At 67.3% G+C, this 23,327-nt stretch carries 25 protein-coding genes; 18 read left to right on the top strand and 7 right to left on the bottom strand.

Going from position 1 to position 23,327, the window contains the following annotated elements:
- Positions 1 to 196 precede the first annotated feature (196 nt).
- From ACZ1JS_RS14085 to ACZ1JS_RS14095, 3 genes are read right to left on the bottom strand one after another with little or no spacing between them, the layout of a single operon-like run.
- The gene (locus tag ACZ1JS_RS14085; protein ID WP_242119497.1) at positions 197 to 661 is read right to left on the bottom strand and encodes a RidA family protein; all 465 of its coding nucleotides are present in this window, start codon (positions 659 to 661) and stop codon (positions 197 to 199) included.
- 33 nt (positions 662 to 694) lie between these two features.
- Complete coding sequence (locus tag ACZ1JS_RS14090; RefSeq protein WP_465166604.1) at positions 695 to 1,318, bottom strand: HAD family hydrolase; 624 nt, start codon at positions 1,316 to 1,318, stop codon at positions 695 to 697.
- The gene (locus tag ACZ1JS_RS14095) at positions 1,315 to 1,587 is read right to left on the bottom strand and encodes a DUF3572 domain-containing protein (protein WP_242119494.1); all 273 of its coding nucleotides are present in this window, start codon (positions 1,585 to 1,587) and stop codon (positions 1,315 to 1,317) included. Before ACZ1JS_RS14095 ends, ACZ1JS_RS14090 begins: the two co-directional genes overlap by 4 nt.
- 41 nt (positions 1,588 to 1,628) lie before the next feature.
- Between ACZ1JS_RS14095 and ACZ1JS_RS14100 the strand changes: the two genes are divergently transcribed.
- Positions 1,629 to 2,009, top strand: a complete 381-nt coding sequence (locus tag ACZ1JS_RS14100; protein WP_345877268.1) for a response regulator — start codon at positions 1,629 to 1,631, stop codon at positions 2,007 to 2,009.
- Between the two features lie 146 nt (positions 2,010 to 2,155).
- On the opposite strand, the gene ACZ1JS_RS14105 is transcribed toward ACZ1JS_RS14100, so the two are convergent.
- Positions 2,156 to 2,812 (bottom strand): YoaK family protein, encoded by a 657-nt coding sequence (locus ACZ1JS_RS14105; RefSeq protein ID WP_242119492.1) that lies wholly within the window; start codon positions 2,810 to 2,812, stop codon positions 2,156 to 2,158.
- A 79-nt stretch (positions 2,813 to 2,891) separates the two neighbouring features.
- Between ACZ1JS_RS14105 and ACZ1JS_RS14110 the strand changes: the two genes are divergently transcribed.
- On the top strand, positions 2,892 to 3,521 hold the full coding sequence (locus ACZ1JS_RS14110; protein ID WP_465166605.1) for a trimeric intracellular cation channel family protein: 630 nt from the start codon (positions 2,892 to 2,894) through the stop codon (positions 3,519 to 3,521).
- 47 nt (positions 3,522 to 3,568) lie between these two features.
- On the opposite strand, the gene phaR is transcribed toward ACZ1JS_RS14110, so the two are convergent.
- On the bottom strand, positions 3,569 to 4,132 hold the full coding sequence (phaR, locus tag ACZ1JS_RS14115) for a polyhydroxyalkanoate synthesis repressor PhaR (RefSeq protein ID WP_465166606.1): 564 nt from the start codon (positions 4,130 to 4,132) through the stop codon (positions 3,569 to 3,571).
- Between the two features lie 91 nt (positions 4,133 to 4,223).
- On the opposite strand from phaR, the gene ACZ1JS_RS14120 reads away from it, so the two are divergent.
- From ACZ1JS_RS14120 to ACZ1JS_RS14190, 15 genes are all read left to right on the top strand, one after another.
- Positions 4,224 to 5,213 (top strand): alpha/beta fold hydrolase, encoded by a 990-nt coding sequence (locus tag ACZ1JS_RS14120; protein WP_465166607.1) that lies wholly within the window; start codon positions 4,224 to 4,226, stop codon positions 5,211 to 5,213.
- 29 nt (positions 5,214 to 5,242) lie between these two features.
- Complete coding sequence (locus tag ACZ1JS_RS14125) at positions 5,243 to 6,415, top strand: acetyl-CoA C-acetyltransferase (protein WP_465166608.1); 1,173 nt, start codon at positions 5,243 to 5,245, stop codon at positions 6,413 to 6,415.
- A 226-nt stretch (positions 6,416 to 6,641) separates the two neighbouring features.
- Entirely contained in the window at positions 6,642 to 9,887 is a 3,246-nt protein-coding gene (locus ACZ1JS_RS14130) for a TonB-dependent receptor domain-containing protein (RefSeq protein WP_465166609.1), read from the top strand.
- A gap of 109 nt (positions 9,888 to 9,996) precedes the next feature.
- Positions 9,997 to 11,259, top strand: a complete 1,263-nt coding sequence (locus tag ACZ1JS_RS14135; protein ID WP_465166610.1) for a glutamate-5-semialdehyde dehydrogenase — start codon at positions 9,997 to 9,999, stop codon at positions 11,257 to 11,259.
- Between the two features lie 31 nt (positions 11,260 to 11,290).
- Positions 11,291 to 11,548: a CopG family transcriptional regulator gene (locus tag ACZ1JS_RS14140; RefSeq protein WP_465166611.1), complete on the top strand. Its 258-nt coding sequence runs from the start codon at positions 11,291 to 11,293 to the stop codon at positions 11,546 to 11,548.
- Positions 11,548 to 11,820: a type II toxin-antitoxin system RelE/ParE family toxin gene (locus tag ACZ1JS_RS14145; protein ID WP_465168704.1), complete on the top strand. Its 273-nt coding sequence runs from the start codon at positions 11,548 to 11,550 to the stop codon at positions 11,818 to 11,820. The genes ACZ1JS_RS14140 and ACZ1JS_RS14145 overlap by 1 nt, the downstream gene beginning before the upstream one ends.
- Complete coding sequence (locus ACZ1JS_RS14150) at positions 11,817 to 12,440, top strand: nicotinate-nucleotide adenylyltransferase (RefSeq protein WP_465166612.1); 624 nt, start codon at positions 11,817 to 11,819, stop codon at positions 12,438 to 12,440. The genes ACZ1JS_RS14145 and ACZ1JS_RS14150 overlap by 4 nt, the downstream gene beginning before the upstream one ends.
- Positions 12,441 to 12,475: 35 nt before the next feature.
- Complete coding sequence (gene rsfS, locus ACZ1JS_RS14155; RefSeq protein ID WP_242119482.1) at positions 12,476 to 12,829, top strand: ribosome silencing factor; 354 nt, start codon at positions 12,476 to 12,478, stop codon at positions 12,827 to 12,829.
- Between the two features lie 13 nt (positions 12,830 to 12,842).
- Entirely contained in the window at positions 12,843 to 13,265 is a 423-nt protein-coding gene (locus ACZ1JS_RS14160; protein ID WP_465166613.1) for a 23S rRNA (pseudouridine(1915)-N(3))-methyltransferase RlmH, read from the top strand.
- Positions 13,262 to 14,416, top strand: a complete 1,155-nt coding sequence (locus ACZ1JS_RS14165) for a murein hydrolase activator EnvC family protein (RefSeq protein ID WP_465166614.1) — start codon at positions 13,262 to 13,264, stop codon at positions 14,414 to 14,416. The genes ACZ1JS_RS14160 and ACZ1JS_RS14165 overlap by 4 nt, the downstream gene beginning before the upstream one ends.
- Positions 14,417 to 14,498: 82 nt before the next feature.
- Complete coding sequence (locus tag ACZ1JS_RS14170; RefSeq protein ID WP_465166615.1) at positions 14,499 to 16,316, top strand: methyl-accepting chemotaxis protein; 1,818 nt, start codon at positions 14,499 to 14,501, stop codon at positions 16,314 to 16,316.
- A gap of 387 nt (positions 16,317 to 16,703) precedes the next feature.
- Positions 16,704 to 18,050, top strand: coding sequence for a S41 family peptidase (locus ACZ1JS_RS14175; RefSeq protein ID WP_465168705.1), 1,347 nt, complete (start codon positions 16,704 to 16,706; stop codon positions 18,048 to 18,050).
- Between the two features lie 4 nt (positions 18,051 to 18,054).
- Positions 18,055 to 18,534 carry a disulfide bond formation protein B gene (locus ACZ1JS_RS14180; protein WP_465166616.1) on the top strand — a complete coding sequence of 160 codons (480 nt, stop codon included), beginning with the start codon at positions 18,055 to 18,057 and terminating at the stop codon, positions 18,532 to 18,534.
- Complete coding sequence (locus ACZ1JS_RS14185) at positions 18,531 to 19,070, top strand: demethoxyubiquinone hydroxylase family protein (protein ID WP_465166617.1); 540 nt, start codon at positions 18,531 to 18,533, stop codon at positions 19,068 to 19,070. The genes ACZ1JS_RS14180 and ACZ1JS_RS14185 overlap by 4 nt, the downstream gene beginning before the upstream one ends.
- Before the next feature lie 35 nt (positions 19,071 to 19,105).
- Positions 19,106 to 19,504, top strand: a complete 399-nt coding sequence (locus ACZ1JS_RS14190; protein ID WP_465166618.1) for a hypothetical protein — start codon at positions 19,106 to 19,108, stop codon at positions 19,502 to 19,504.
- Between the two features lie 27 nt (positions 19,505 to 19,531).
- Here ACZ1JS_RS14190 and ACZ1JS_RS14195 read toward each other — a convergent pair whose 3' ends face one another.
- Both ACZ1JS_RS14195 and ACZ1JS_RS14200 read right to left on the bottom strand, forming a co-directional pair.
- Positions 19,532 to 20,824 (bottom strand): homoserine dehydrogenase, encoded by a 1,293-nt coding sequence (locus tag ACZ1JS_RS14195; RefSeq protein WP_465166619.1) that lies wholly within the window; start codon positions 20,822 to 20,824, stop codon positions 19,532 to 19,534.
- Positions 20,825 to 20,944: 120 nt separating this feature from the next.
- Positions 20,945 to 21,898 (bottom strand): isopenicillin N synthase family dioxygenase, encoded by a 954-nt coding sequence (locus ACZ1JS_RS14200; RefSeq protein ID WP_465166620.1) that lies wholly within the window; start codon positions 21,896 to 21,898, stop codon positions 20,945 to 20,947.
- Positions 21,899 to 22,017: 119 nt separating this feature from the next.
- Here ACZ1JS_RS14200 and ACZ1JS_RS14205 point away from each other — a divergent pair, with 119 nt between their 5' ends.
- Positions 22,018 to 23,304, top strand: coding sequence for a multidrug effflux MFS transporter (locus ACZ1JS_RS14205; RefSeq protein ID WP_465166621.1), 1,287 nt, complete (start codon positions 22,018 to 22,020; stop codon positions 23,302 to 23,304).
- The last annotated feature ends 23 nt before the right edge of the window (positions 23,305 to 23,327 follow it).

Below are 23,327 nucleotides of genomic sequence, written 5' to 3' on the forward strand. Positions count from 1 at the left end.
CCCTTTCTAGGTTCCGTGGTGATTCTCCTGCGTTCGAACGTCGCCGCGATTCGGTGGACCTTTCCGGCCCGTGCGGTCTGACGCCCTGCGACCGAATATGTCCCAGCGTGCCGCGCCGCACAACGGAAATTGCTTGTGAGACACGCAGTGGCCCGCCGCTGTTGCGCGATCGCAACAGCAGCGGGTCCGAACGGGCTTATGCGCGGATGGCGAGGATCGCGTCGATTTCGACCACGGCGCCGAGCGGGAGGACGGGCACGCCGACCGCACTGCGGGCATGGCGGCCGGCATCGCCGAACAGCTCGACCATCAGTTCCGATGCGCCGTTGGCGACCTTGGGCTGGTCGGTGAAGGTCCCGGCCGAGTTGACGAACACGCCGAGCTTCACGACGCGTTCGATGCGGTCGAGGCTGCCGAGCGCCTTTTCGGCCTGCGCCAAGATCATCAGCGCGCATTTCTGGGCGGCGCTGGTCGCATAGGCGAGGTCGCGGTCCTCGCCGGCGCGGCCGGTCATCAGATTGCCGTCCTCGAAGGGCAGCTGGCCCGAGAGGTGGAGCAGCCCGCCGGCCTCGACCGCCGGGACATAGGCGGCGACCGGGGCGGCGGCGGCGGGGAGCGAAAGGCCGCGTTCGGCCAGCTTTGCGGGGATGTCATATGCCATGGATGCGTTCCTTTCCGTTGATCGGGGACGAGGTCAAGCCTGTGGCCCACGCCCTTCGGCGAAGCGGGCCTCGATCCAGCCCTGCGCCTCGACCCAGTCGTCGATGCGGGCATGGGCGGCGGGCGCCGGGGCGACATGGACGGCGAGGTCGGGTTCGGACACCATGTGCAGGCGAAAGACCTGCGGCGCGGTGTCGGCGACCGACTGGTGATGGACCGCCAGGTCGTCGACGAACACGGTGACGCTGGGGCCATATTCGGCGACCAGCCGTGCGACCGGCGGCCCCTTGCCCCCCTGATTGCATTCGACGCGGTGGACGATGCCGTGCGTGGCGAGCTGATTGATGCGATGGGTGCGGCAATGATCCTGCAAGTTGGTCAGGACGACGATATCGGCCTGTTCGGCAAGCGCGGCCAGTGCTTCGCGCGCATGCGGGACCAGCGTCTGCCGCGCCATTTCGGCGGGGAAGAAGCCGTCGAGCAGGCCCCACATTTCCAGTGGTTCGAGCGTCGTGCCGTCCGCACGCGTCATCGATTCGGCGAAGCCGCCACCGTGCAGACGGAAGTCGATCGCATGTGCGTCCTTCAACCAGGTGCCGAAATGGCGGACCATGTGCAGCAGGACTTCGTCGCAATCGGTGATGAGCAAGGGTTTCATGCATTCTCCAGTTCGGCGCGGGCACGCACCAACGCCGGGGGCGGCACGTCCAGCGCATCGGCACAGGCGATCAGATCGGGTTCGTAGGATTCGAGATGGGCGAGCACTTGTACCAGAAATGCCGGCTGTCCGGCACGCTCGCGCAGGTCGGCCGGGTCGACACCGGTCAGCGAAAGGAAGCGCGACGCACGGCCTTCATCGCCGATGATCCAAGCAAGTGCTTGTAAAGCAAGTGTCGCTGCGTCAATATTTGTCTCACGCTGCCGCATCGCCTACACCGTCCCCACGATCATCAAAGGATGCAACGCGCGTGGCAAAAAGGGTACTCGTTGTCGAGGACAACGAACTGAACCTGAAGCTGTTCTGCGACCTGTTGCGCGCGCATGGCTATGATACCGAACCGGTCCGCGACGGGCGCGAGGCGGTGACGAAGGCGCGCGGTTTCCTGCCGGACCTGATCATCACCGATATCCAGCTGCCGCATATGACCGGGCTGGAACTCATCACCATGCTGAAGGGCGATACGCGGCTGCGCACGATCCCGATCATGGCGGTCACCGCCTATTCGGGGCGCGACGACGAGGACCGGGTACGCGCGGCAGGGGCCAACGCCTATGTCACCAAGCCGATTTCGGTGGTGCGGTTCATCGGCGAGGTCCGCGGATTGTTGCCGCTGGAGGGGGAGGCGTAACGCCTTCCACCGCCTCCCCCGCCCCCGTTCGCTTCGAGCCTGTCGGGAACCGCAGTCGAGAAGGGGGTCCCTCCAAACAACGGCGTTCTCGACAGGCTCGAAGCTGCTCGAACCGAACGGGGGAGAACAGCGATGGGAACGCGCGGCTATTGCAGCTCGACGCGGGCGACCAGCATCGTCAGCAGCGCCGACAGCGCGGCGACGACCCACAAGGCCGCCAGTCCCAGCCAGTTCCAGCCGATCGCACCGATCGTCACCCCGGCGACGAAGCCGAGCCACAACAGCGCGTCGCGGCGCAGACCGGGGGCGGAGCGGTCGCCCAGCAGGCGGCGGGCGAGGCGCTGGCCGATGCGGACCAGCGTACCGGTCATATAGGTCAGGCCGATCCGAACCTCGCCATCGGGGGCGACGACGCCGTTCTGCGCGCCCATCGCGCCGGCCAGCATCAGCATGGCGAGCGTCAGCGGCGCGAAGGCGGCCATCGCCGCGCCGATCGCGAGCATCAGCGTGACGAGGCCCATCACCGCCTCCGCCCGCCGCCCCTGCCCCAGCCGTTCGGCCGCCGCCGCACCGGCGATGGTGCCGAGCATCGCCCCGGCGACGAAGGACAGGACCAGCGCGGCGGCGGTCGCGGCGGTATAGTCCCAGCCATGGGCGAGGCCGACGCCGAAACGCGTCGAATTGCCGCTCATGAACGAGGCGAAGAAGCCGCCCAGCCCGCTGAACGCCAGCGCGTCGACGGTACCGGCCAGCGCGGCCAACAGGACGGTGGTAAGCGTGGCGGCGGAGGACAGGCGTCGCATGGCGTTCCTTTGCCCGATCGGGCGGTGGTGCGGCAAGCTATCGCTCGCCACATATCCTGCGGTACGTTAGCGAGACGCCATGGTTCCTTCTCCGCAGGCGCTGGGGCAGATGCTCGGCGCGCTCGACATGATCGGTATCGCGGTGTTCGCGGCGTCGGGCGCACTGGCGGCGACCCGGGCGGCACAGACCTTCGTCACCGCCGCCTTCTTCGCCCTCATCACCGGGGTCGGTGGCGGGACGGTGCGCGACCTCCTGATCGGGGCGCCGGTCTTCTGGGTCCATGGATCGCCGGTCGCGGCGATCTGTGTCGGGATGGCGTTGCTGGTGTGGTTCACGCCCGAACGCTGGTGGCATGAGAAGGCGCTCGACTGGCTCGATGCGGCGGGGCTGGCGGCGTACGGGGTGTTCGGTGCCGCCAAGGCGCTGACCTATGGCGTGCCACCGCTTCAGGCGGCGCTGATGGGGGTGCTGACCGCGTGCGTCGGCGGCATCATCCGCGACGTGCTGGCCGGCGTGCCGTCGATCCTGATGCGACCCGAGCTATATGTGACGGCGGCGGCGCTGGCGGCGGGGCTGCACGTCGTGCTGGTGGCGGCGGGGCTGCCGCCGTTCATGGCCGCGCTGCCGGCGGCGACGGCGGGGTTCGCACTGCGCGGGGCGGCGATCCGGTTCCGCATCGCGCTCCCGGCCTATCGGGGGAAGCGATAGGGTTGCCCCGGCGGAACGCCGTTCGCCCGGCCCCTCCCCCGCCCGGCTCAACCCAGCTTGTCGACCTTGTCCTGCAACCGCGCCAGTTCGGCGCGCAGCGCGGCCATTTCGTCGACCTTGGTGGCGGGCGCCTCGGTCGAGGTCGCGGGGGTCGGCGTACCGGCCGCGCCCGGCTTAAACGCATGGGCCGCCGCCTCGAACATCGCGAGGTTGCGCTTGGCGATCTCGGCAAAGGGCGAATGGGCGAAGGCGCCCTCGACCGCGGTCTTGAACTGTTCCTGGTTGCGGCGGAAGCTGTCCATCGACGCCTCCAGATAACCCGGGACCATCGCCTGCATCGAATCGCCGTACAGCGTGATGAGTTGCCGCAGGAAGCTGACCGGCAACAGCGTCTGGCCCCGGCTCTCTTCCTCCATGATGATCTGAGTCAGCACGTTGTGGGTGATGTCGTCGTCGGTCTTGGCGTCGACCACCTTGAAGTCGCGATGCTCGCGCGTCATCGCCGCCAGATGCTCGAGCGTGATGTAGGACGACGTCTCGGTATTATAGAGCCGACGATTGGCGTATTTCTTGATGATGACGGGGCTGCCGTCGGCCGCTGCCTTCTTCATGCGAAATCCTTGCGCGAAAGATATGCTCATGGCTACACCGGTTGATACCGCGCCGCAACACGGGCCACGGCCTTTACCGTTGTTTCTCTCGATGTTGCGCAGCGAAACCGCCGACGACCCGGCCCGGCGCGCCCGTGCGCTGGCCGGCTTGCGCGCCTATCAGGACGCGCCGCGCCTGCCGCGCGCACCGATGCCCGAACCGGTCGCGCGCGACGGGCGGATCGTGCTGCGCGATTATGGCGGGACCGGGCGACCGGTGGTGGTGGTCCCTTCGCTGATCAATCCGCCCTTCGTCCTCGACCTGTCGCCGGACAATTCGCTGCTGCGCTGGCTGGCGGGACGGGGGTTGCGGGTGCTGCTGGTCGATTGGGGAACGCCGGGACCAGAGGATCGATCGATGGACCTTGGCGATCATGCGCAGGCGGCGGCGCGGTTGTGCGCGACGCTCGACGTGCCGCCGCTGCTGGTCGGATATTGTCTGGGCGGCACGATCGCGCTGGCCGCGGCGGGGTTCGTCGACACCGCCGGCATCGCGCTGATCGCGACGCCATGGCATTTCGCCGGCTTCGGCGAGGCGACGCGTGCCGCCATCGCCGATCAATGGACGATGGCGCAACCGACCGCCGAACAGATGGGGCTGGTCCCCATGGAGTTTCTCCAGGCGATGTTCTGGCAGCTCGATCCGGGGCGCACCGTCGACAAATATGTCGCCTTCGCCGATCTCGATCCCGCATCGGCGAAGGCGCAGGCGTTCCTCGCGCTAGAGGACTGGGCCAATGCCGGGGCGCCGCTTCCCTATGCGGCAGGACGCGAATTGTTCGACGACCTGTTCGATGCCGACCTGCCGGGCGGCGGACGCTGGCGGGTCGCGGGCGGCGTCGCCTCCGCCGCGCACGCCGTGCCGATGGTCGAGTTCGTCGCCGAAAGCGACCGGATCGTCCCCGCCGCCAGCGCGATCGGCCTCGCCGACCGGCGCATCGTCCCCGCCGGCCATGTCGGCATGATCGTCGGCAGTCGCGGACGAAGCGTCCTGTGGGAACCGCTTGCGCGCTGGCTAAGCGACGCGCCCCACATTAGATAGCCTGCGAAGCTTTAGGAGAAGGATTGCCCATGACCGACGCCGTCATCGTTGCCGCCAAGCGTACCCCCGTCGGAAGCTTTCTCGGCGCCTTTGCCGCGGTCCCCGCGCACGAACTGGGCCGGCAGGCGATCGCCGCCGCGCTGACCCAAGCCGGCGTCGCGCCGGAGGACGTGTCGGAAGTGATCCTCGGCCAGGTGCTGACCGCCGGGCAGGGCCAGAACCCGGCGCGGCAGGCATCGATGGCGGCGGGCGTACCGAAGGAAGTGCCGGCATGGGGGCTGAACCAGGTCTGCGGATCGGGGCTGCGCGCCGTGGCGCTGGCGGCGCAGGCGATCCAGACCGGCGACGCGACGATCGTGGTTGCGGGCGGTCAGGAGAGCATGTCGCTGTCGGCGCATGCCGTACAGATGCGTGCGGGCACCAAGATGGGTGACGGCACGATGGTCGACACGATGATCAAGGACGGGCTGACCGACGTCTTCAACGGCTATCACATGGGCATCACTGCCGAGAACCTCGCCGAGCAATATCAGGTGACCCGCGCCGAGCAGGACGAATTCGCCGTCCGCTCGCAGAACCGCGCCGAAGCCGCGCGCGGCGAGGGCCGCTTCGCCGACGAGATCGCGCCGGTCACGATCAAGGGCCGCAAGGGCGACACCGTGGTCGATCAGGACGAATATATCCGCGCCGGTGCGACCATCGACGGCGTGTCGGGCCTGCGCCCGGCGTTCAAGAAGGACGGGTCGGTCACCGCCGCCAACGCATCGGGCCTGAACGACGGTGCCGCCGCGCTGGTCGTGATGTCCGCCGACGAGGCCGCCAAGCGCGGCCTCGAACCGCTCGCCACGATCAAGAGCTGGGCGACGGCCGGCGTCGATCCGTCGATCATGGGCATCGGCCCCGTCCCCGCCTCGCGCCGCGCGCTGGAAAAGGCCGGCTGGAGCGTCGACGATCTCGACCTGGTCGAAGCCAACGAAGCCTTTGCCGCACAGGCGTTGGCGGTCGGCAAGGACATGGGCTGGAGCGCCGACAAGGTGAATGTGAACGGCGGAGCGATCGCGATCGGCCACCCGATCGGCGCATCGGGCGCGCGCGTGCTGACCACGCTGATCTATGAGATGAAGCGCCGCGACGCGAAGAAGGGGCTGGCGACTCTGTGCATCGGTGGCGGCATGGGTATCGCGATGTGCGTCGAGCGTTGATCCTACCGTTGTAACAAAGCGTTGCCGTGCAGCATTATTATAATCTCAACGCGTATTTTTTATGTATGTTGCGAGTGCTGCGCGGCGCGTTGATGCGCTGATCACGATTCTGTAACAATTTGTTGCCTTGCCGTACGGAAGGCCGGGTACGGCTTGCCAAGGCCGCGATTATTGATTTTCCTGCTGCAAACGCTGGATATTTCCCGCGTTCAAAACGGGGCAATCAATGAAAACACACCGTCTTCTCGGTGCGACGGCGCTTGCCGGCGTCGCGCTGCTACCGCAACTCGCCTTCGCGCAGACCACCGACACCGCGACATCGCCGCGTCCCGCCGATTGCATTGCTGGCGATACGCGCGTCGAATGCCAGTCTACCGACGATGCGGAGGACCCGACGCAGGTCATCACCGTCACGGGATCGCGCATCGCGCGGCCGAACCTCGATACCGCCGTTCCGGTCACGACGCTTACCGTGCAGCAGTTCGAAAATGTCGGTCAGGTGTCGGTCGGCGAAACGCTGAACCGCCTGCCCGCGCTCCGCTCGACCTTCAACCAGGCGAACTCGACCGCGAGCATTGGCACTGCCGGTATCAACGCGCTCGATCTGCGCGGTCTCGGCCCTGCGCGGACCCTGGTGCTGGTCAACGGGCGTCGCCACGTATCGGGCAACCCCGGCACCTTCAGCGTCGATACCAATACCATTCCGAACGCCCTGCTCGAACGCGTCGAAACCGTCACCGGCGGCAATTCGGGCGTGTACGGGTCGGACGCGGTATCGGGCGTCGTCAACTTCGTGCTGAAGCGCGATTACGAGGGCTTCGACGCCCGCGTGCAGGGCGGCGTGTCAAGCCGTGGCGACCGCGGATCCTATCTGGTGACCGGTTTGTGGGGCAAGAATTTCGCTGAAGGCCGCGGCAACATCGCGATCTCGGCGGAATATGCCTATTCCGACCAGGTGCTGTTCAGCGACCGGGATGAGCAGACCGGCGCCTTCTCGGGCGTTCCAGGATTCTATCAGACGCAGCGCACCACTTTCGTCAACCCGGACGGCACGGCGCGCAACGAACCGCCGGCGGGCGACGGCATCCCCGACGCGACCTTCTTCCGCAACCCGGGATCGAAGTTCGGCATCATCTCGCTGGGCGGCACCGTCATCACCGCCTGCCCGGTCGCGACCGCGACCAACGGCGCGCGCCGTGCCGCAGTCTGTACCGGACAATTGTCCCCGACCAACGGACGCATCAACAGCAACTATATCTTCCTACCCGACGGCACGCTGGTCCGCGATACGCCGACCATCGACCTTCGCCCGACTGGCGGCGGCGTCCTGGGCGGCCGCACCGCGAGCGGCGTCGAAGGCGCGATGCTCCTGCCGGGGCTGGACCGCATCAACGTCAATCTGCTGTCGCGTTTCGAGGTGTCGAGCGCGTTCGAACCTTATATCGAAGCGAAGTACGTCAAGGTCACCGCCAACCAGACCTCGACCCAGCCGACCTTTGTGAATGGTCGCCTGACGCCGACCTTCTATCTGGACAATCCGTATCTGACCGAACAGGCACGTTCGACGATCCGCGTGCTCAACGGACTGGCCGCGACCGACAATAGTAGCGCGTTCACCTTCTTCCGCTTCAACAACGACATCGGCACCCGCGCCGAACAGCATGAACGCCAGACCTATCGCGCGGTCGCCGGTGCGCGAGGCGTGCTGCTCGACACCGGCAACTGGAATTACGACGCGTTCGTCAATTACGGCCGGACCGAAACCTATTACGAAACCGGCGGCAACGTCGACATCCGCAAGTTCAACAACGCCGCCAATGCCGTACGCGACCCGGTATCGGGCCAGATCGTGTGTCGGATCAACGCCGATGCCAGCGCGGCAAATGATGATGCAAGCTGCCGACCGCTGAACCTGTTTGGCGAAGGTGCCCCGCTGACCACGCCCGACGGCATCGCCTATTCGCTCTACACCTCGTCGCGGAAGCAATGGGCCGAACAGCTTAACGCCGTCTATTCGGTGTCGGGCGATACATCGGGATTCTTGCGCCTGCCGGGCGGTCCGGTCGGCATCGCCTTCGGCGTCGAATATCGCCGTGAGGATTATTTTTCCGCATATGACGACTTTACCAAGGGCGAATATGCACCAGGCCAATCCAATACCTTCCTGAATTCGATCCAGGATTCGAATCCCGATGCGGTGAGCGTCACGGAAGCATTCGGCGAAATCCGCGTACCGGTCCTGGCAGACCTGCCCTTCGTCCAGGAATTGTCGGTCGAGGCATCGGGACGCGCGTCCAAGTATAACTTCCTCCCGGACGCGGTCTATGCCTACACCGTCGCCGGCATCTATTCGCCGGTGCGCGGTCTGCGTTTCCGGGCAAGCTATGCACAGGCGACGCGCGCACCGAACTTGGCCGAACTCTATGCCGGTACCAGCCAGACCTTCGCCAACAGCTTCACCGATCCGTGTAGCCAGACCGTCATCAACCAGGACCCGAACCGGGCGCGCAACTGCGCGGCGGCGGGCATCCCGACCACTATCACCCTACCCGACGGGCAAGTCGTTCCGTGGACCAATGCGCCTACCTCGGGCATCCTCGGCACCAATGGCGGCAATACCGGGCTCCAACCCGAAGTCAGCCGCAGCTTCGTGCTGGGCGGCGTGTTCGCGCCGCGCTTCCTGCCGGGCTTCTCGGTGACGGTCGATTACTATAATATCGAGATCAAGCAGGCGATCGACACGATCACCCCGCAGGCGCTGGTGAATCGTTGCTATGACGATCCGGGCGGCATCAATAATCCGTTCTGCGCGCAGGTCATTCGCCGCCGGTCGAGCGATCCGATCGCGGACTTCACCTTTGCGGGACAGCAGGGCCGCCGCTTCGCCGGCTTCCCGGACTTCAACATCGGCCTGCAGGGCAATGGCTTCACCAACGGGCCATTCAACTATGCGAAGTTGACCACGTCGGGCATCGATGCCGAAGTCGCCTATCGTCACAGCTTCACCGACGACATCCGCCTGAACCTGTCGGCGAATGTCAGCTGGCTGGAAACCCGGCGGCAATATACGTTCCTGACCGATCCCGACCGCTATACGCGCCGGAACAATGTGCTGGGCGATCCCGAATGGCGTGGCCTGTTCTCCGCCAATTTCTTTGCCGGGCCGTTCGATATCGCGCTGACCACCCAGTATATCGGTCGCCAGACGCTGGGGTCGTGGAACCTGCAGAATTACGAACAGGATCGGCCGCCGACCAATGCCGACGCCTTTCCGATCATCTATTTGCCGGAAGTGTTCATTCACGACATTCAGTTCGGCATCCGCGCCAACAAGAATTTCCGCCTTTACGTCGGCGTCGACAATGTGAACGACCAGTTGCCGCCCTATGGCCTGACCGGCACCGGGACGGACAGCGGGATATTCCCGGTGACCGGGCGGTATTTCTATGCCGGTGCGCGCGTCAATTTCTAATCGATAACGCCAAGGGAGGAAGGGGGCGTCCGAGAGGGCGCCCCCTTTTTGTCGACTGGACGCGGCCTGCCGGTTGCGCGAAAGCGGCGCAAACCGATGGGGTAGCGCGATGACCGCCGAACACAGCACCGCCGACATGATCGCCCGCTATGGCGCTGACGCCCGGATCGCAGCGCAGCGACTTGCCGCGACGCCCACCCCGACCAAATCCACCGCGCTCCGCCGCGCCGCCGCGGCGATCCGCGACGACGCCGCCGCCATCCTCGCCGCCAACGCACGCGATATCGCGGCTGCGCAGGCGAACGGCCTGTCGGGTGCGATGCTCGACCGGCTGCGGCTCGACCCGGGCCGGTTGGAGGCGATGGCGGCGGGGGTCGAGGCGGTGGCGGGACTGGCCGATCCGGTCGGTGAGGTCATCGACCGCAGCGAGCGGCCGAACGGACTGGTGCTGACCCGGGTCCGTGTGCCGATCGGCGTGATCGGCATCATCTACGAAAGCCGGCCGAACGTTACCGCCGATGCCGGGGCGCTGGCGGTGATGGCCGGGAACGCGGCGATCCTGCGCGGCGGGAGCGAGGCGATCCACAGCAATCGCGCGATCCACGCGGCGATGGTGCGTGGGCTGGTCGCGGGCGGACTGCCCGAAGCGGCTGTGCAACTGATCCAGACGACAGATCGTGCGGCGGTCGGCGCGATGCTGGCGGCCGAAGGGCTGATCGACCTGATCGTGCCGCGCGGGGGAAAGAGCCTGGTCGCGCGGGTTCAGGCAGAGGCGCGGGTGCCGGTGCTGGCGCATCTCGACGGGTTGAACCACAGCTATGTCGACCGTGCCGCCGATCCGGCGATGGCGCGGGAGATCGTCGTGAATGCCAAGCTGCGGCGGACCGGCGTTTGCGGCGCGACGGAGACGCTGCTGATCGACCGTGCCTATGCCGATCCGCTGCCGATCCTGACCGGTCTCCTCGATGCCGGCTGCGAATTGCGCGGCGATGCCGAGGTGCGGGCGCTGCATCCCGCTATCCTCGAAGCGAATGACGACGACTGGGACACCGAATATCTCGATGCGATCCTGTCGGTGAAGCTGGTCGATGGGGTCGACGACGCGATCGCGCATATCGCCGCGCACGGATCGCACCATACCGACGCGATCGTCACGTCCGACGACGCGACCGCCGAGCACTTCCTCGCCCGCGTCGATTCGGCGATCGTCATGTGGAACGCATCGACCCAGTTCGCCGATGGCGGCGAATTCGGGCTGGGTGCGGAGATCGGCATCGCCACCGGCCGACTCCATGCGCGCGGCCCGGTCGCGCTGGAGGGGCTGACGACGTACAAGTGGATCGTGCGCGGGACCGGTCAGACCCGGCCTTGATGGCGGGGGTCGCGCGGCATAGGTTGGGTGGATGGAGATGCGACCGATCACCACTGCCATCGATGCCGCGACCGATGATGCGATCAGTCGGCTGGCTGCCGGACGCGGCATCACCCGCGACGAATTCGCCGCTGATGCGCTGCGTCGCGCGGTGCGGGCGGATGAGGAACTGGCGGCGTTCGTTCAAGTCGGCATCGATGCGGCCAACCGGGGCGAACTGATTCCGCACGAAGTCGTCATGGCGGAACTCGACGCGATGATCGAACGGCACCGGAGCCGAGTCCGCTGATCGTTTGGACAAGACCCGCGCTTGAGGATCTTCGCCGGATCAACCAGTGGCTGTCGGATAACGCAGCACCGATCGTGGCAGCTGAAATGCTGACTGCGGTGGCGCAGCGCTCCGCGATCCTCGACAGTTTTCCAGGCGTCGGACGGCCGGTCAGCGGAGGCAGCCGCGTGCTGCGGGTTCGCGGCGCGCCCTATCTGTTGATCTACCGTACCTTGCCCGATCAGGTCGAAATCCTGCGCATCCGCCATGATCGTGAGGACTGGGATAGATGAGCCGTATCGGCCTGCTCGGCGGATCGTTCAACCCGGCCCATCGCGGCCATCGCCGGGTGTCGTTGGCGGCAAAGCGCGCGCTGGCGCTGGACGAGGTGTGGTGGCTGGTGTCGCCGGGCAACCCGCTGAAGCCCGCCGCCGGCATGGCACCGCTCAACGCGCGGCTGGCGTCGGCACGGCGGGTCGCGCGGCATGCGCCGATCCGGCCGACCGCGATCGAAGGGCGGTTGGGAACGCGCTATACCGTCGATACCCTGCGCAAACTGGTGCGGCTCTACCCGCAGCATCGCTTCATCTGGTTGATGGGGGCCGACAATCTCGCCGAGTTTCACCGCTGGCGCGACTGGCGCGGCATTGCGCGGACGGTGGCGATTGCGGTCGTCGCGCGTCCGGGCTATGATGGCCGCGCCCTCGCTAGTCCTGCGATGGGCTGGTTGCGGCGCCATGCGCGGCCCGCAGGCCAGGCGAGACGATGGACGATGTGGAGTTTGCCGGCACTGGTCCGCTTACGCTTCCGCCCCGATCCAACCTCGGCGACCGCGATCCGCGCCGCCGATCCCGCCTGGCACCGTCGGGTAATTCCACCCGCCCGGTCCGGCGCACAGGCCCCTGAAAGCTGATACCCTTGCCGACCCCTACCGACCCGACCGATGCCATGAGCGAGACCGAAGCGCTGCACCGCATGGTGCTCGCCAGCCTCGACGACGACCAGGCGGTCGAGACGGTGTCGATCCCGCTCGCGGGCAAGTCGAGCATCGCCGATTACATGGTCATCGCCAGCGGCCGGTCGAGTCGGCAGGTGGCGTCGATGGCGACCAAGCTGGCCGAGCGGGTCAAGGCCGAGTTCGGCCGCCCGTCGCGCATCGAAGGGTTGCCGACCGCCGACTGGGTGCTGATCGACACCGGCGACGTGATCGTCCACCTGTTCCGCCCCGAAGTCCGCACCTTCTACAATCTGGAGCGGATGTGGGCGTTCGGCGATACGCTGAACCCGACCGCGCACGCGTAAAGCCTGTCCGCCCGTGCTGCTGCATATCGTCGCGCGCGGGCGGATCGGGCGTGGTCCCGAAGCCGAGCTGATCGACCGCTATCTGAAGCGGGTCGGCTGGCCGACCAAGATCACCGAACTGCCCGATAGCGGGGGCAAAATACCGCCGGTCGATCCGGGCACGCGCATCGTGATGCTGGACGAAAAGGGGCGCGACCTGCCGTCGATGGCGTTCGCGACCCAGCTCGGCCGGTGGCGTGACGACGGGGTGCGCGAGACCCGGTTCCTGCTCGGCGCCGCCGATGGCTTCGACGATGCGCAGCGGGCGCAGGCCGACCTGTTGCTGGCATTCGGCCGCGCGACATGGCCGCATCTGATGGCGCGGGCGATGCTGGCCGAACAATTATGGCGTGCGACCAGCATCCTCGCCGGCCACCCCTATCACCGCGAGGGATGAGGCGCGCGCTCGCCCTGTTCGTTGCTCTGGCCGCGCTGGCGGGTGCGGCGGCGTGGGCGCAGGACGATCCGGTCGCCGCGGGCCGCGAACGGCTGGAAAACGCGCGCCGGGCAGCGGCGGCGGCCAGCGCGCGATCGCAATTGCTCGACCGCGCCGCACGAGCCGCCAACGCCGGGGCCAAGCGTAGCCGGGCCGCGCAGGCGGCGCTGACCGCCCGCATCGTCGCGGCCGAAGCGGACCGCAAGGCCGCACAGGCGCGCGTCGCGCTGATCGGCGAATTGCTCGCCCGCCGCCGCGGCGAACTGGCGACCCGGCAGGCCCCGGTGGCGCGGCTGGTCGGGGCGTTGCAGTCGCTCGCCAGCCGCCCGGCATGGCTGGCGGTCGCGCAACCGGGATCGACCGACGATCTGGTCCATGTCCGCGCCGTGCTCGGCACCGTCGTCCCGGCGATGCAGCAGCGCACCGCCGCGGTCCGCACGGCCATCGCCGATGCGGCGCGATTGCGCTCGCAGGCCGGTGTCGCGCTCGCGGCACTGGCGGCCAGCAATGCTCGCTTGGAGAATGAGCGGCTGGCCCTGGTGCAGGCGGAGGCGGCACAGCGGTTGCGTTCGCGGGCGCTGGCACGCGGCGCGCTGATCGAATCAGACCGGGCGATCGCGCTGGGCGAACAGGCGCGCGACATCGTCGACCGGCTGGAGGAACTGGGCGAGGCGCGCGACACCCGCGCGGCGTTGACCGCCCTGCCCGGGCCGCTCCCCCGGCCCGATGCCGCAACCCCGGCGCTGCCGCCGCCTGCCTATCGCCTGCCGGTCAGCGGCAGCGTCGCGACCGGCTTCGGCGAGATCAGCGACAGCGGCGTGCGGGCGCGCGGGTTGACGCTGACCGTTGCCCCGGGGGCCACCGTCATCGCACCCGCGCCGGGGCGAATCGCGTTCAGCAAGCGGTTCCGGGGCTATCGCCGGGTGGTGATCCTCGACCATGGCGGCGGTTGGACGACGACGGTTTCCGGTCTTGCGGCCAGTGTCGGGCCGGTCGACGCGCGGGTCGTCGCCGGCACGCCGATCGGTCGCGCACCGCAGGGCGAGGGGCCGGTGGTGACGATCGAACTGCGCCGTCACGGCGTACCGGTCGACCTGGCGGCCATGTTGTAGGCGCACGGTCAACAGCCCGATAACCGTATATTATCCGATTTCGTCCAGACCGTACCGAACGAACGAATCGGAGTACGGCCGCATGCAATCGATCAACCGGATGGTACTGGCGGCAATCGCTGCGATCGCGCTGCTGGTATTGGGATCGGCAGGTGCCAGAGTCTGGTCGAACGGCAGCCAATCCGACGCGCGCGAAAGCATCAGCCGGGGAACGGCGCTGCTGCGCAACCACATGACCGCCGACATGATGCACGACGCGATCCGCGGTGACGTGCTTTCGGTATTGCGCGCCGGCTCGACCGGCGATCTCGATCTGGCGGCAAATCGCAAGGCCCTGACCGACGACTCGGCGGCGCTGCGCAAGGCGCTGGCGGCCGACGCCGCCTATGCCGATGCTCCCGCCATCTCGGCACAGGCCCGCCATATCCAGCCATTGGCCGTCGCCTATATCGACACCGCCGAACGGATCGCCGATGCCGCCGCCGCCGACCCTGCCCACGCCAAGGCGCTGCTGCCCGGCTTTCTGAAAGCGTTCGAAAAGCTGGAGGGCGGGATGAGCACCCTGTCCGATGCGATCGAAGCGCATCTGGCCGAGGTCAGCGCCGAAGCGAACGCGATCGCCCGGTTGGCCAATATCCTGCTCGTCTTCACCACGGGTGCGACCCTGGCCGTCGTTCTCGCCATCGGTTTTGCCACCCGCCGGTTCATCGTCGTGCCGCTGCTGGCCCTCGTCGCGGCGCTGAAGCGGATGACGTCGGGCGACATGGCGGTCGCGATCCCGGCCGGCGGCCGGCGCGACGAACTGGGCCAGCTGGCCGGCGCGACCCAGGCACTGCGCGACCAGCTCGTCGCGGCCGAACGTGCCAAGGAGGAACAGACGACGCTGATCGTCGACAGCTTCGGTTCGGCACTGGCGCGACTGGCGCAAGGCGATCTGGTCTCGCGCGTCGATGCCGAGCTGACCGGGCCGTTCGGTCGGATCAAGGCGGACTTCAATTCCGCCGTCGCCGCGCTGCAATCGACGCTGGCGACCGTGACCGAAGCGGCGGGCAGCATCAACAACGGGGCCGACGACATTCGTCAGGCGTCCGACGACCTGTCGCAGCGGACTGAACAACAGGCGGCGAGCCTCGAAGAGACGGCGGCGGCGATGGACGAGATCACCTCGACCGTGCGCGAAACCGCGGCCGGCGCGGCCCAGGCCAACCGCATCGTCAGCGAGGCACGCGCCGAGGCGGACCAGTCGGGCGAGATCGTCCGTCGCGCGGTGGAGGCAATGCACGGCATCGAACGCGCCTCGAGCGAAATCAGCGACATCATCAGCGTGATCGACGGCATCTCGTTCCAGACCAACCTGCTGGCGCTGAATGCCGGGGTGGAAGCGGCCCGGGCGGGCGATGCGGGCAAGGGCTTTGCCGTCGTCGCCAACGAGGTTCGCGCGCTGGCGCAACGCTCCGCCGATGCCGCCAAGGACGTCAAGACCCGCATCACCGCATCGTCCAGCCAGATCGACACCGGCGTGCAGCTGGTGGTCGATACCGGCGACGCGCTGGGGCGGATCATCAGCCGTATCGGACAGATCGACGAACTGGTCGCCAGCATCGCCGCCTCGGCCGAGCGTCAGGCGACGGGCCTGCATCAGATCAATACCGCCGTGTCGGAAATGGACGGCATGACGCAGCAGAATGCGGCGATGGTCGAGGAAGCGACCGCGGCGGTGCGCAGCCTCGCGTCCGACGCCGACGGCATGGCGCGACAGATCAGCAGCTTCCGCCTTGGCGACACCGGGCATCGCGTCGCCCCGCCGCCCCGCGCGCCGGCCACCGTCGTCCCGATGCGCCCGCGCAGTGCCGGCAACACCGCGCTGGCGGTGGCGGAGGACGACTGGTCGGCATTCTAGTGCGGATCGCGCTCAACGAATCGAAGTCCCTTGGCGTTACCACGGACTTGTTGGAGACTTCTGCGAACGTTCTTCGCCGATCCCGGAATCCTTCCGTACCCCCGCGAAGGCGGGGGTCCAGAGGAAAGCAAAACAAGGGTTTGCGGGTAAGGTCCCGGATCCCCGCCTTTGCGGCGATACGGTGACACGGACTTTCGCAGCGATCTCGACTTCATCCGGCGCGACGACATGGTCGGGTGCCGGTTCGATTCCGGCATCCGGCGTGGGCGTTGTGCGGCCGTGGTCGAACGTCAGGTCCGGTTCAGCGAGACGGCGCTTTGATCGCCGAACGATTTCCCGCTAGTGTGGCTTCCGTACCGCAGTCGAAAGCATCAAGCGTATATGCGTATGTCCCGTCCGTTCCTTCAGGCAACCGCGATCGTCGGTGCGCTCGCGCTGGTCCCCGTCGCCACCGGCGCGATGGCGCAGGCCGATGCGGGAAGTTTCCGCGAACTCGACAATTTCATGGACGTCTACAACCGGGTGAAGGCGTCCTATGTCGACAAGGTCGATGACAAGACGCTGATGGAAGGCGCGATGCGCGGCATGCTGGCGGCGCTCGACCCGCATTCGAGCTATCTCGACGCCAAGGATTTCGAGAATCTCCGCATCGCCACGACCGGCAATTATTCGGGGCTGGGCCTGTCGGTCACGCTGGAGGACGGCGCGGTCAAGGTCATCACCCCGACCGAGGATACGCCGGCGGCGCGTGCCGGCATCAAATCGGGCGATTACATCACCCATGTCGATGGCAAGCTGATCGTCGGCGGCACGCTCGACGAAGCGGTCGCGCAGATGCGCGGGCCGACGGGATCGAAGGTGTCGCTGACCATCGTCCGCCCCGGCCGCGACAAGCCGATCGAACTGACGCTGGTGCGCAGCACGATCGTGCAGAAGCCGGTCAAATGGGAAGTAAAGGACGGCATCGGCGTCATCAACATCAACACCTTCAGCGAGACGACCGGCGCCGACACCCGCGCCGCGATCGCCGGGATCGACAAGGCGCTGGGCCACAAGCCCAAGGGCTATGTCATCGACCTGCGCGACAATGGCGGCGGGCTGCTGACCCAGGCGATCGAGGTATCCGACACCTTCCTGGCGCGCGGCGAGATCGTGTCGCAGCGCGGGCGCGACAAGGCGGATACCGAACGCTATTTCGCCGAGGAGATGGTGCCGGGCGATCTGGCGCAGGGGCTGCCGATCATCGTGCTGACCAATCCCGGCACCGCATCGGCATCGGAGATCGTCGCCGGCGCGCTGCAGGACCATCACCGCGCGATCGTGATGGGCGAGCGCAGCTTCGGCAAGGGATCGGTGCAGTCGATCTTCGACCTGTCGAAGAACACCGCGCTGCGCCTGACCACCGCGCGTTACCACACGCCGTCGGGCCGGTCGGTGCAGGAAGGCGGCATCGACCCCGATTTGAAGGTGCCGCAGATTTCGGACCCCGATTACAAGAGCCGCCCGGTCTATCGCGAGGCCGATCTGCGCCGCCATCTGGTCAACGAGGCCGGCATCGACGACAAGACGCTGACCGAGGATACCAAGGACGATCCGCGCTTTGCCGAGACCGCGGAGTCGCTCAAGAAGCGCGGCATCGACGATTTCCAGCTCTATTATGCGTTGCAGACGATGGGCCGGGTCGGTCCGCCGACGCGCATGGCGGCGGCTGCTCCCAAGCCCGGCAAGCGCTGAACCGATGCGTGCCAACGACCTGCCGCTCGCGCGCTGGATCGCGCTGCTGCTACCGCTCACGCTGATCGCGGGGGCGCTCGGCTCGCAAGTTCTGGGCGGGCTGTACCCGTGCGAGATGTGCCATTGGCAGCGCTGGCCGCATTATGCGGCGATCGTGCTGGCGGCCTTGTCCTTCTTCGCGCCGCGCACCTCGGCCAAGCGGCTGCTGGTGATCCTTGCCGGGCTGGCGATCCTGACCAGCGGGGCGATCGGGGTGTTCCATGCCGGCGTCGAATATCATTGGTGGCAGGGGGTCACCGCCTGCGCCAATACGCTGCACGCGACCGGCGACGACCTGCTGGCGGCGATCGTGCGGCAACCGGTGGTCCGCTGCGACGTGCCGCAATGGTCGTTCCTCGGCATCTCGCTGGCCGGATTCAACGCGATCTTTTCGATCGTCGGCGCGTTGGTGGTGCTGATGCTGGCGACACGGAGGCGGACATGAGCAAGTGGCGACCCGGCGATCCCCGGCCCGGCGGAATCAAATCGATGATCCGCGTCGATCAAGCCGGCGAATATGGCGCGACGCGCATCTATGCCGGACAGTTGGCGGTGATGGGCGACCGCAGTCCGATGTCGGCGGCGATCCAGGGCATGGCGTTGCAGGAGGCCGAACATCGCGCCTATTTCGACGCGCTGATCGCCGAACGCGGCGTACGCCCGACGATCATCCAGCCGATCTGGGACGTGGCCGGCTTTGCGCTGGGTGCGGCGACGGCGGCGATCGGGCCGGAGGCGGCAATGGCCTGCACGGCGGCGGTCGAGACCGAAATCGACAAACATTATGAGGATCAGCTCGCCGAACTGGGCGACGACGATCCCGAACTGGGTGCCGCGATCCGCAAGTTCCAGGCCGAGGAGCTGGAGCATAAGGAAGCGGCGCTGGCGCATGGCGCCGAACGCGCGCCCGCCTATCCCCTGCTGTCGGCGGCGATCCGCGCGGGCTGCCGCATCGCCATCGAAGTTTCGAAACGCATTTGATCGTCCGGGCGTTACCCGGACAGGAGGATTTTGTGATGACCCGCACGCTTCTGGCCGGTGCCGCCGCGATCGTCGCCTTTGCCATGCCGACCGCGCCCGCCGCTGCGCAGGTCCGCAACGGCACGCTCGTCATCTATGGCAACGACAAATGCCCGACCAACGCCGATGGCGAGGAAATCGTGGTCTGCGTCCGCCGGGGCGAGCAGGAACGCTTCCGTATCCCCAAGGAATTGCGCGACGTCGAACCGACCCGCGACGGCGAAAGCTGGGCGACGCGGGTGCAGGACAATCTGAACGCCGGGTCGAGCGGGATCGGCAGCTGCTCGACCGCCGGGGTCGGCGGACAGACGGGCTGCTTCATCCAGCGCGCCAATGCCGCACGGGCGGAACGCCGGGCGCGGCGGGATGCGGAAGCGGCAATCCCGCTGCCCTGATCCGCCGTCGGGCCCGGCGCCCGGATCTTATCCGCCGAGCACGTGCATCCACATCGGCTGGCCGAGCACGCTGGCCGAACTTTCCAGCTTTTCCAGCGCCTGCGCGACGCAGCGTTCCGGCCCTTCGTGCGTCACGATCGCAACCAGCACGCTACCATCGGCATTTGCGCCGCGCTGGATCAGGCTTTCGATCGACACTCCGGCATCGCGCATCGCCGCTGCGATCTCCGCCAGCACCCCGACCTTGTCGGCGACCTGCAGGCGCAGATAGGCGCGGCCGCGGCGTTCGCCGGTCGGTTCGGGTGCGGCGGGGGTCAGGTCGGCGACCGGCATCGCATAGGGCGGGCCGAATTCGCCGCGAGCAATATCGATCAGGTCGGCGACCACCGCGCTCGCGGTCGGACCGTCGCCGGCCCCACGCCCCTGGAAGAACAGCCGTCCGACGAAATTGCCCTCGGCGACGACGGCGTTGAGCGAACCGGTGACATGCGCCAGCGGATGGTCGAGCGGCACGAGGTGCGGATGGACCCGCTGGAACAGACCGCGCGGCCCCGCTTCGCCGACCCCGACCAGCCGGATGCGATAGCCGAGCGCCGCGGCTTCGGCGATATCGGCGGCCAGCACGTGGCGGATGCCGGTGACCGCCACCGCATCGAACGCCGGCTGTGTATTGAAGGCGAGGCTGGCGAGGATCGACAGCTTGTGCGCGGCATCGACCCCGTCGATGTCGAAGCTGGGGTCGGCTTCGGCAAAGCCCAGCGCCTGCGCCTCGGCCAGCACCTCGGCGAAGTCGCGCCCTTCCGCCTCCATCTTCGAGAGGATGAAGTTGCAGGTGCCGTTGAGGATGCCGAAGACCTGCGAAATCTCGTTGGCCGCCGCCCCTTCGCGCAGCCCCTTGATGACCGGGACGCCACCGGCGACCGCCGCTTCGAACTTCAGCGCGACGCCCTTGTCCTCAGCAGCCTGGGCGAGTTCGAGGCCGTGATGCGCGATCATCGCCTTGTTGGCGGTGACGAAGCCCTTGCCCGCCGCGAGCGCACCGCGCGCCAGCGTCAGCGCCGGTCCGTCCGATCCGCCGATCAGCTCGACGACGACATCGGCATCGCCCGCCTGCACCAGCGCAGCGGTATCGTCGACCCATTGATAGCGCGACAGATCGACGCCGCGGTCGCGGCTGCGGTCGCGCGCCGATACCGCGACGATCTCGATCGGGCGACCGGCGCGGCGCGCGATCAGTTCGCCATTAGTCTCGATCAACCGAATCACGCCCGCACCCACGGTTCCAAGGCCGGCGATGGCGACGCGGAGCGGTTCGGTCATAGGTCCCTCAACTTGTTGACGTAACAAAATTGCGGCCGGAGCATCGCCCCGGCCGGTTTCGTGTCTCTAGTAGCTGTGGCGCGGGAGGGGAAGGGTTTGCCTGCCGCCGCCGGAAGGGCGCTATTTCTTGATGAGGCCGATCTCGACCAGCCGCTCGTACAGATAGTCGTGCGAACTAATCGGGGTGGGATAGCGGTTCGGGCGTTCCTCGCTGATGCAGCCGGGCAGCGTCTCGATCAGGAAATCGGGCGCGGGGTGGAGGAAGAACGGCATCGAATAGCGCGAATGGCCGCGCCGTTCGGGCGCCGGATTGACGACGCGGTGGGTGGTCGAGGGCAGGACGTGGTTGGTCAGTCGCTGCAGCATGTCGCCGACATTGACGACCATCGCGCCCGGCGGCGGCGCGACCGGCAGCCAGCGCCCGTCGCGGTCGAGCAGTTCGAGCCCAGCCTCTTCCGCCCCCAGCAACAGGGTGATGAGGTTGATGTCCTCATGCGCGCCGGCACGTACTTCGGGCGCATCGGCGGCGACCGGCGGATAATGGAGCAGGCGCAGCACCGAGTTGCCGTCCTTCACCGCGCGGTCGAACCAGTTCGGCTCCAGCCCCAAATAGCGGGCGATCGCCGACAGCAGCCGGTCGCCCGCGGCATCGAGCGCGGCGAACAGGTCAAGGAACGCCTCGCGAAACCCCTCGGGCCGGTCGGGCCAGACATTGGCGGGCATGACGTCGCCATAGCGGTGGCCGGCGGCCAGCTCGCGACCGACATGCCAGAATTCCTTCAGATCGACATGGGTCGCACCCTTGGCGATCTCGGTCTTGAACGGGGTATAGCCGCGCGCACCGCCGCCGCCCTCAACGAAATAGCCGCGTTTTTCGGCTTCGGGCAGGTCGAAGAACGCCTTGGTCATCGCCCAGGCGCGGTCGATGACGCCCTGGTCGACGCCATGGTCGGATACCATCGCGAAACCGAAGCGTTGAAACGACTCGCCAAAGTCGCGGGCGAAGCCATCGGGGTCCCGCTCGGCCTGCGCCATCGAAATCAGCGGAACCTGCGAAAGCGGCGTGTCGGCCATTGGTCTCAAATCCTGAAAGATACCGGAACGAAGCCATCAAGATAGACGCACGGCCCGCCGCCGAACAGGGTCATCCTTTACGTGACGCGAGCCGCGAGTTGCGGCATGGGGATGATGCGATGCAACAAAGAACCGATCCCCTGTCGCCCGATACCTCCGCCGCGCTGACCGACGCCGCTCCTGCCCCGAGCGGCAGTGGGTCGGCGGACCGTTCACCGCTGCCGTTCGGCGAGTTCGTGACGCTGATCGCGGCGCTGATGGCGCTAACCGCGCTCGGCATCGATTCCATGCTGCCGGCGCTGCCCGCGATCGGCGACGCGCTGGGCGTCGCCGAACCCAATACGCGGCAGTTCGTCGTCACCTCGTTCCTGCTCGGCTTCTCGATCGCGCAGCTGGCCTATGGTCCGCTCGCCGATCGCTATGGCCGGCGGCCGGTGCTGATCTTCGCGCTGATCGCCAGCACGATCACCAATCTGGTCGCGGCGGTATCGGGCAGTTTCCTGCTGCTGCTGATCGCGCGCTTCGCATCGGGTGCGGCGGTCGCGGGCGGGCGTGTGGTGACGGTGGCGCTGGTGCGCGACTGTTATTCGGGCCGGGCGATGGCACGGGTGATGAGCCTCGCCTTCATCTTCTTCATGGCCGCCCCGGTGCTGGCGCCGACCTTCGGCGAATTCGTGCTCGCCTTCGCCTCGTGGCGGTGGATCTTCGGCGGGATCGCGATCGTCACCGCCGCCGTGTTCGCGTGGTTCGTGCTGCGCATGCCCGAGACGCTGCCCGTTGCCGAACGCCAGCCGCTCGACCCCGGCCGGATCATGGAGGGGTATCGCATCGTGCTGCGCGATCGCTATGCGGTCGGCTATACCGTCGCGGCGGCGCTGCTGTCGGGCGGACTGTTCGGGTTCGTCGGATCGATCCAGCAGATCATGGAGGTGACGTTCGGCAAGCCCAAGCTGCTGACCGTCGTCTTCGCCTGTGTCGCCGGTACGATGGCGGCGGGGTCGTTCTTTAACTCGCGGATCGTGATGCGCTTCGGCACGCGGCTGATCTCGCACGCGGCCCTGCTCGGGCTGGTCGCGGTCGCGGCGATCCACCTCGCGATCACGCTGGCGGGGGTCGAGTCGCTGACCAGCTTCATCATCCTGCAGGCGATCATGATGGCCTGTTTCGGCCTCGCCTCCTCCAATTTTTCGGCGATGGCGATGGAGAATATGGGGTCGATCGCGGGTACGGCGTCGTCGCTGCAGGGTTTCGTGTCGATGCTCGGCGGGGCGGTGCTGGGGGCGGTGATCGGGCAGGCGTTCGACGGGACCACCGTGCCGCTGTACGGCGGGTTCCTGTTCCTCGGCCTGATCGCGGTATTCGTCGTGTTTCGTACCGAACATGGCCGGCTGTTCCGTCGCGGATAGGAACCGGCGCCGCCCGCAACGGG

The organism is Sphingomonas sp. BL-S-05, assembly GCF_055521695.1.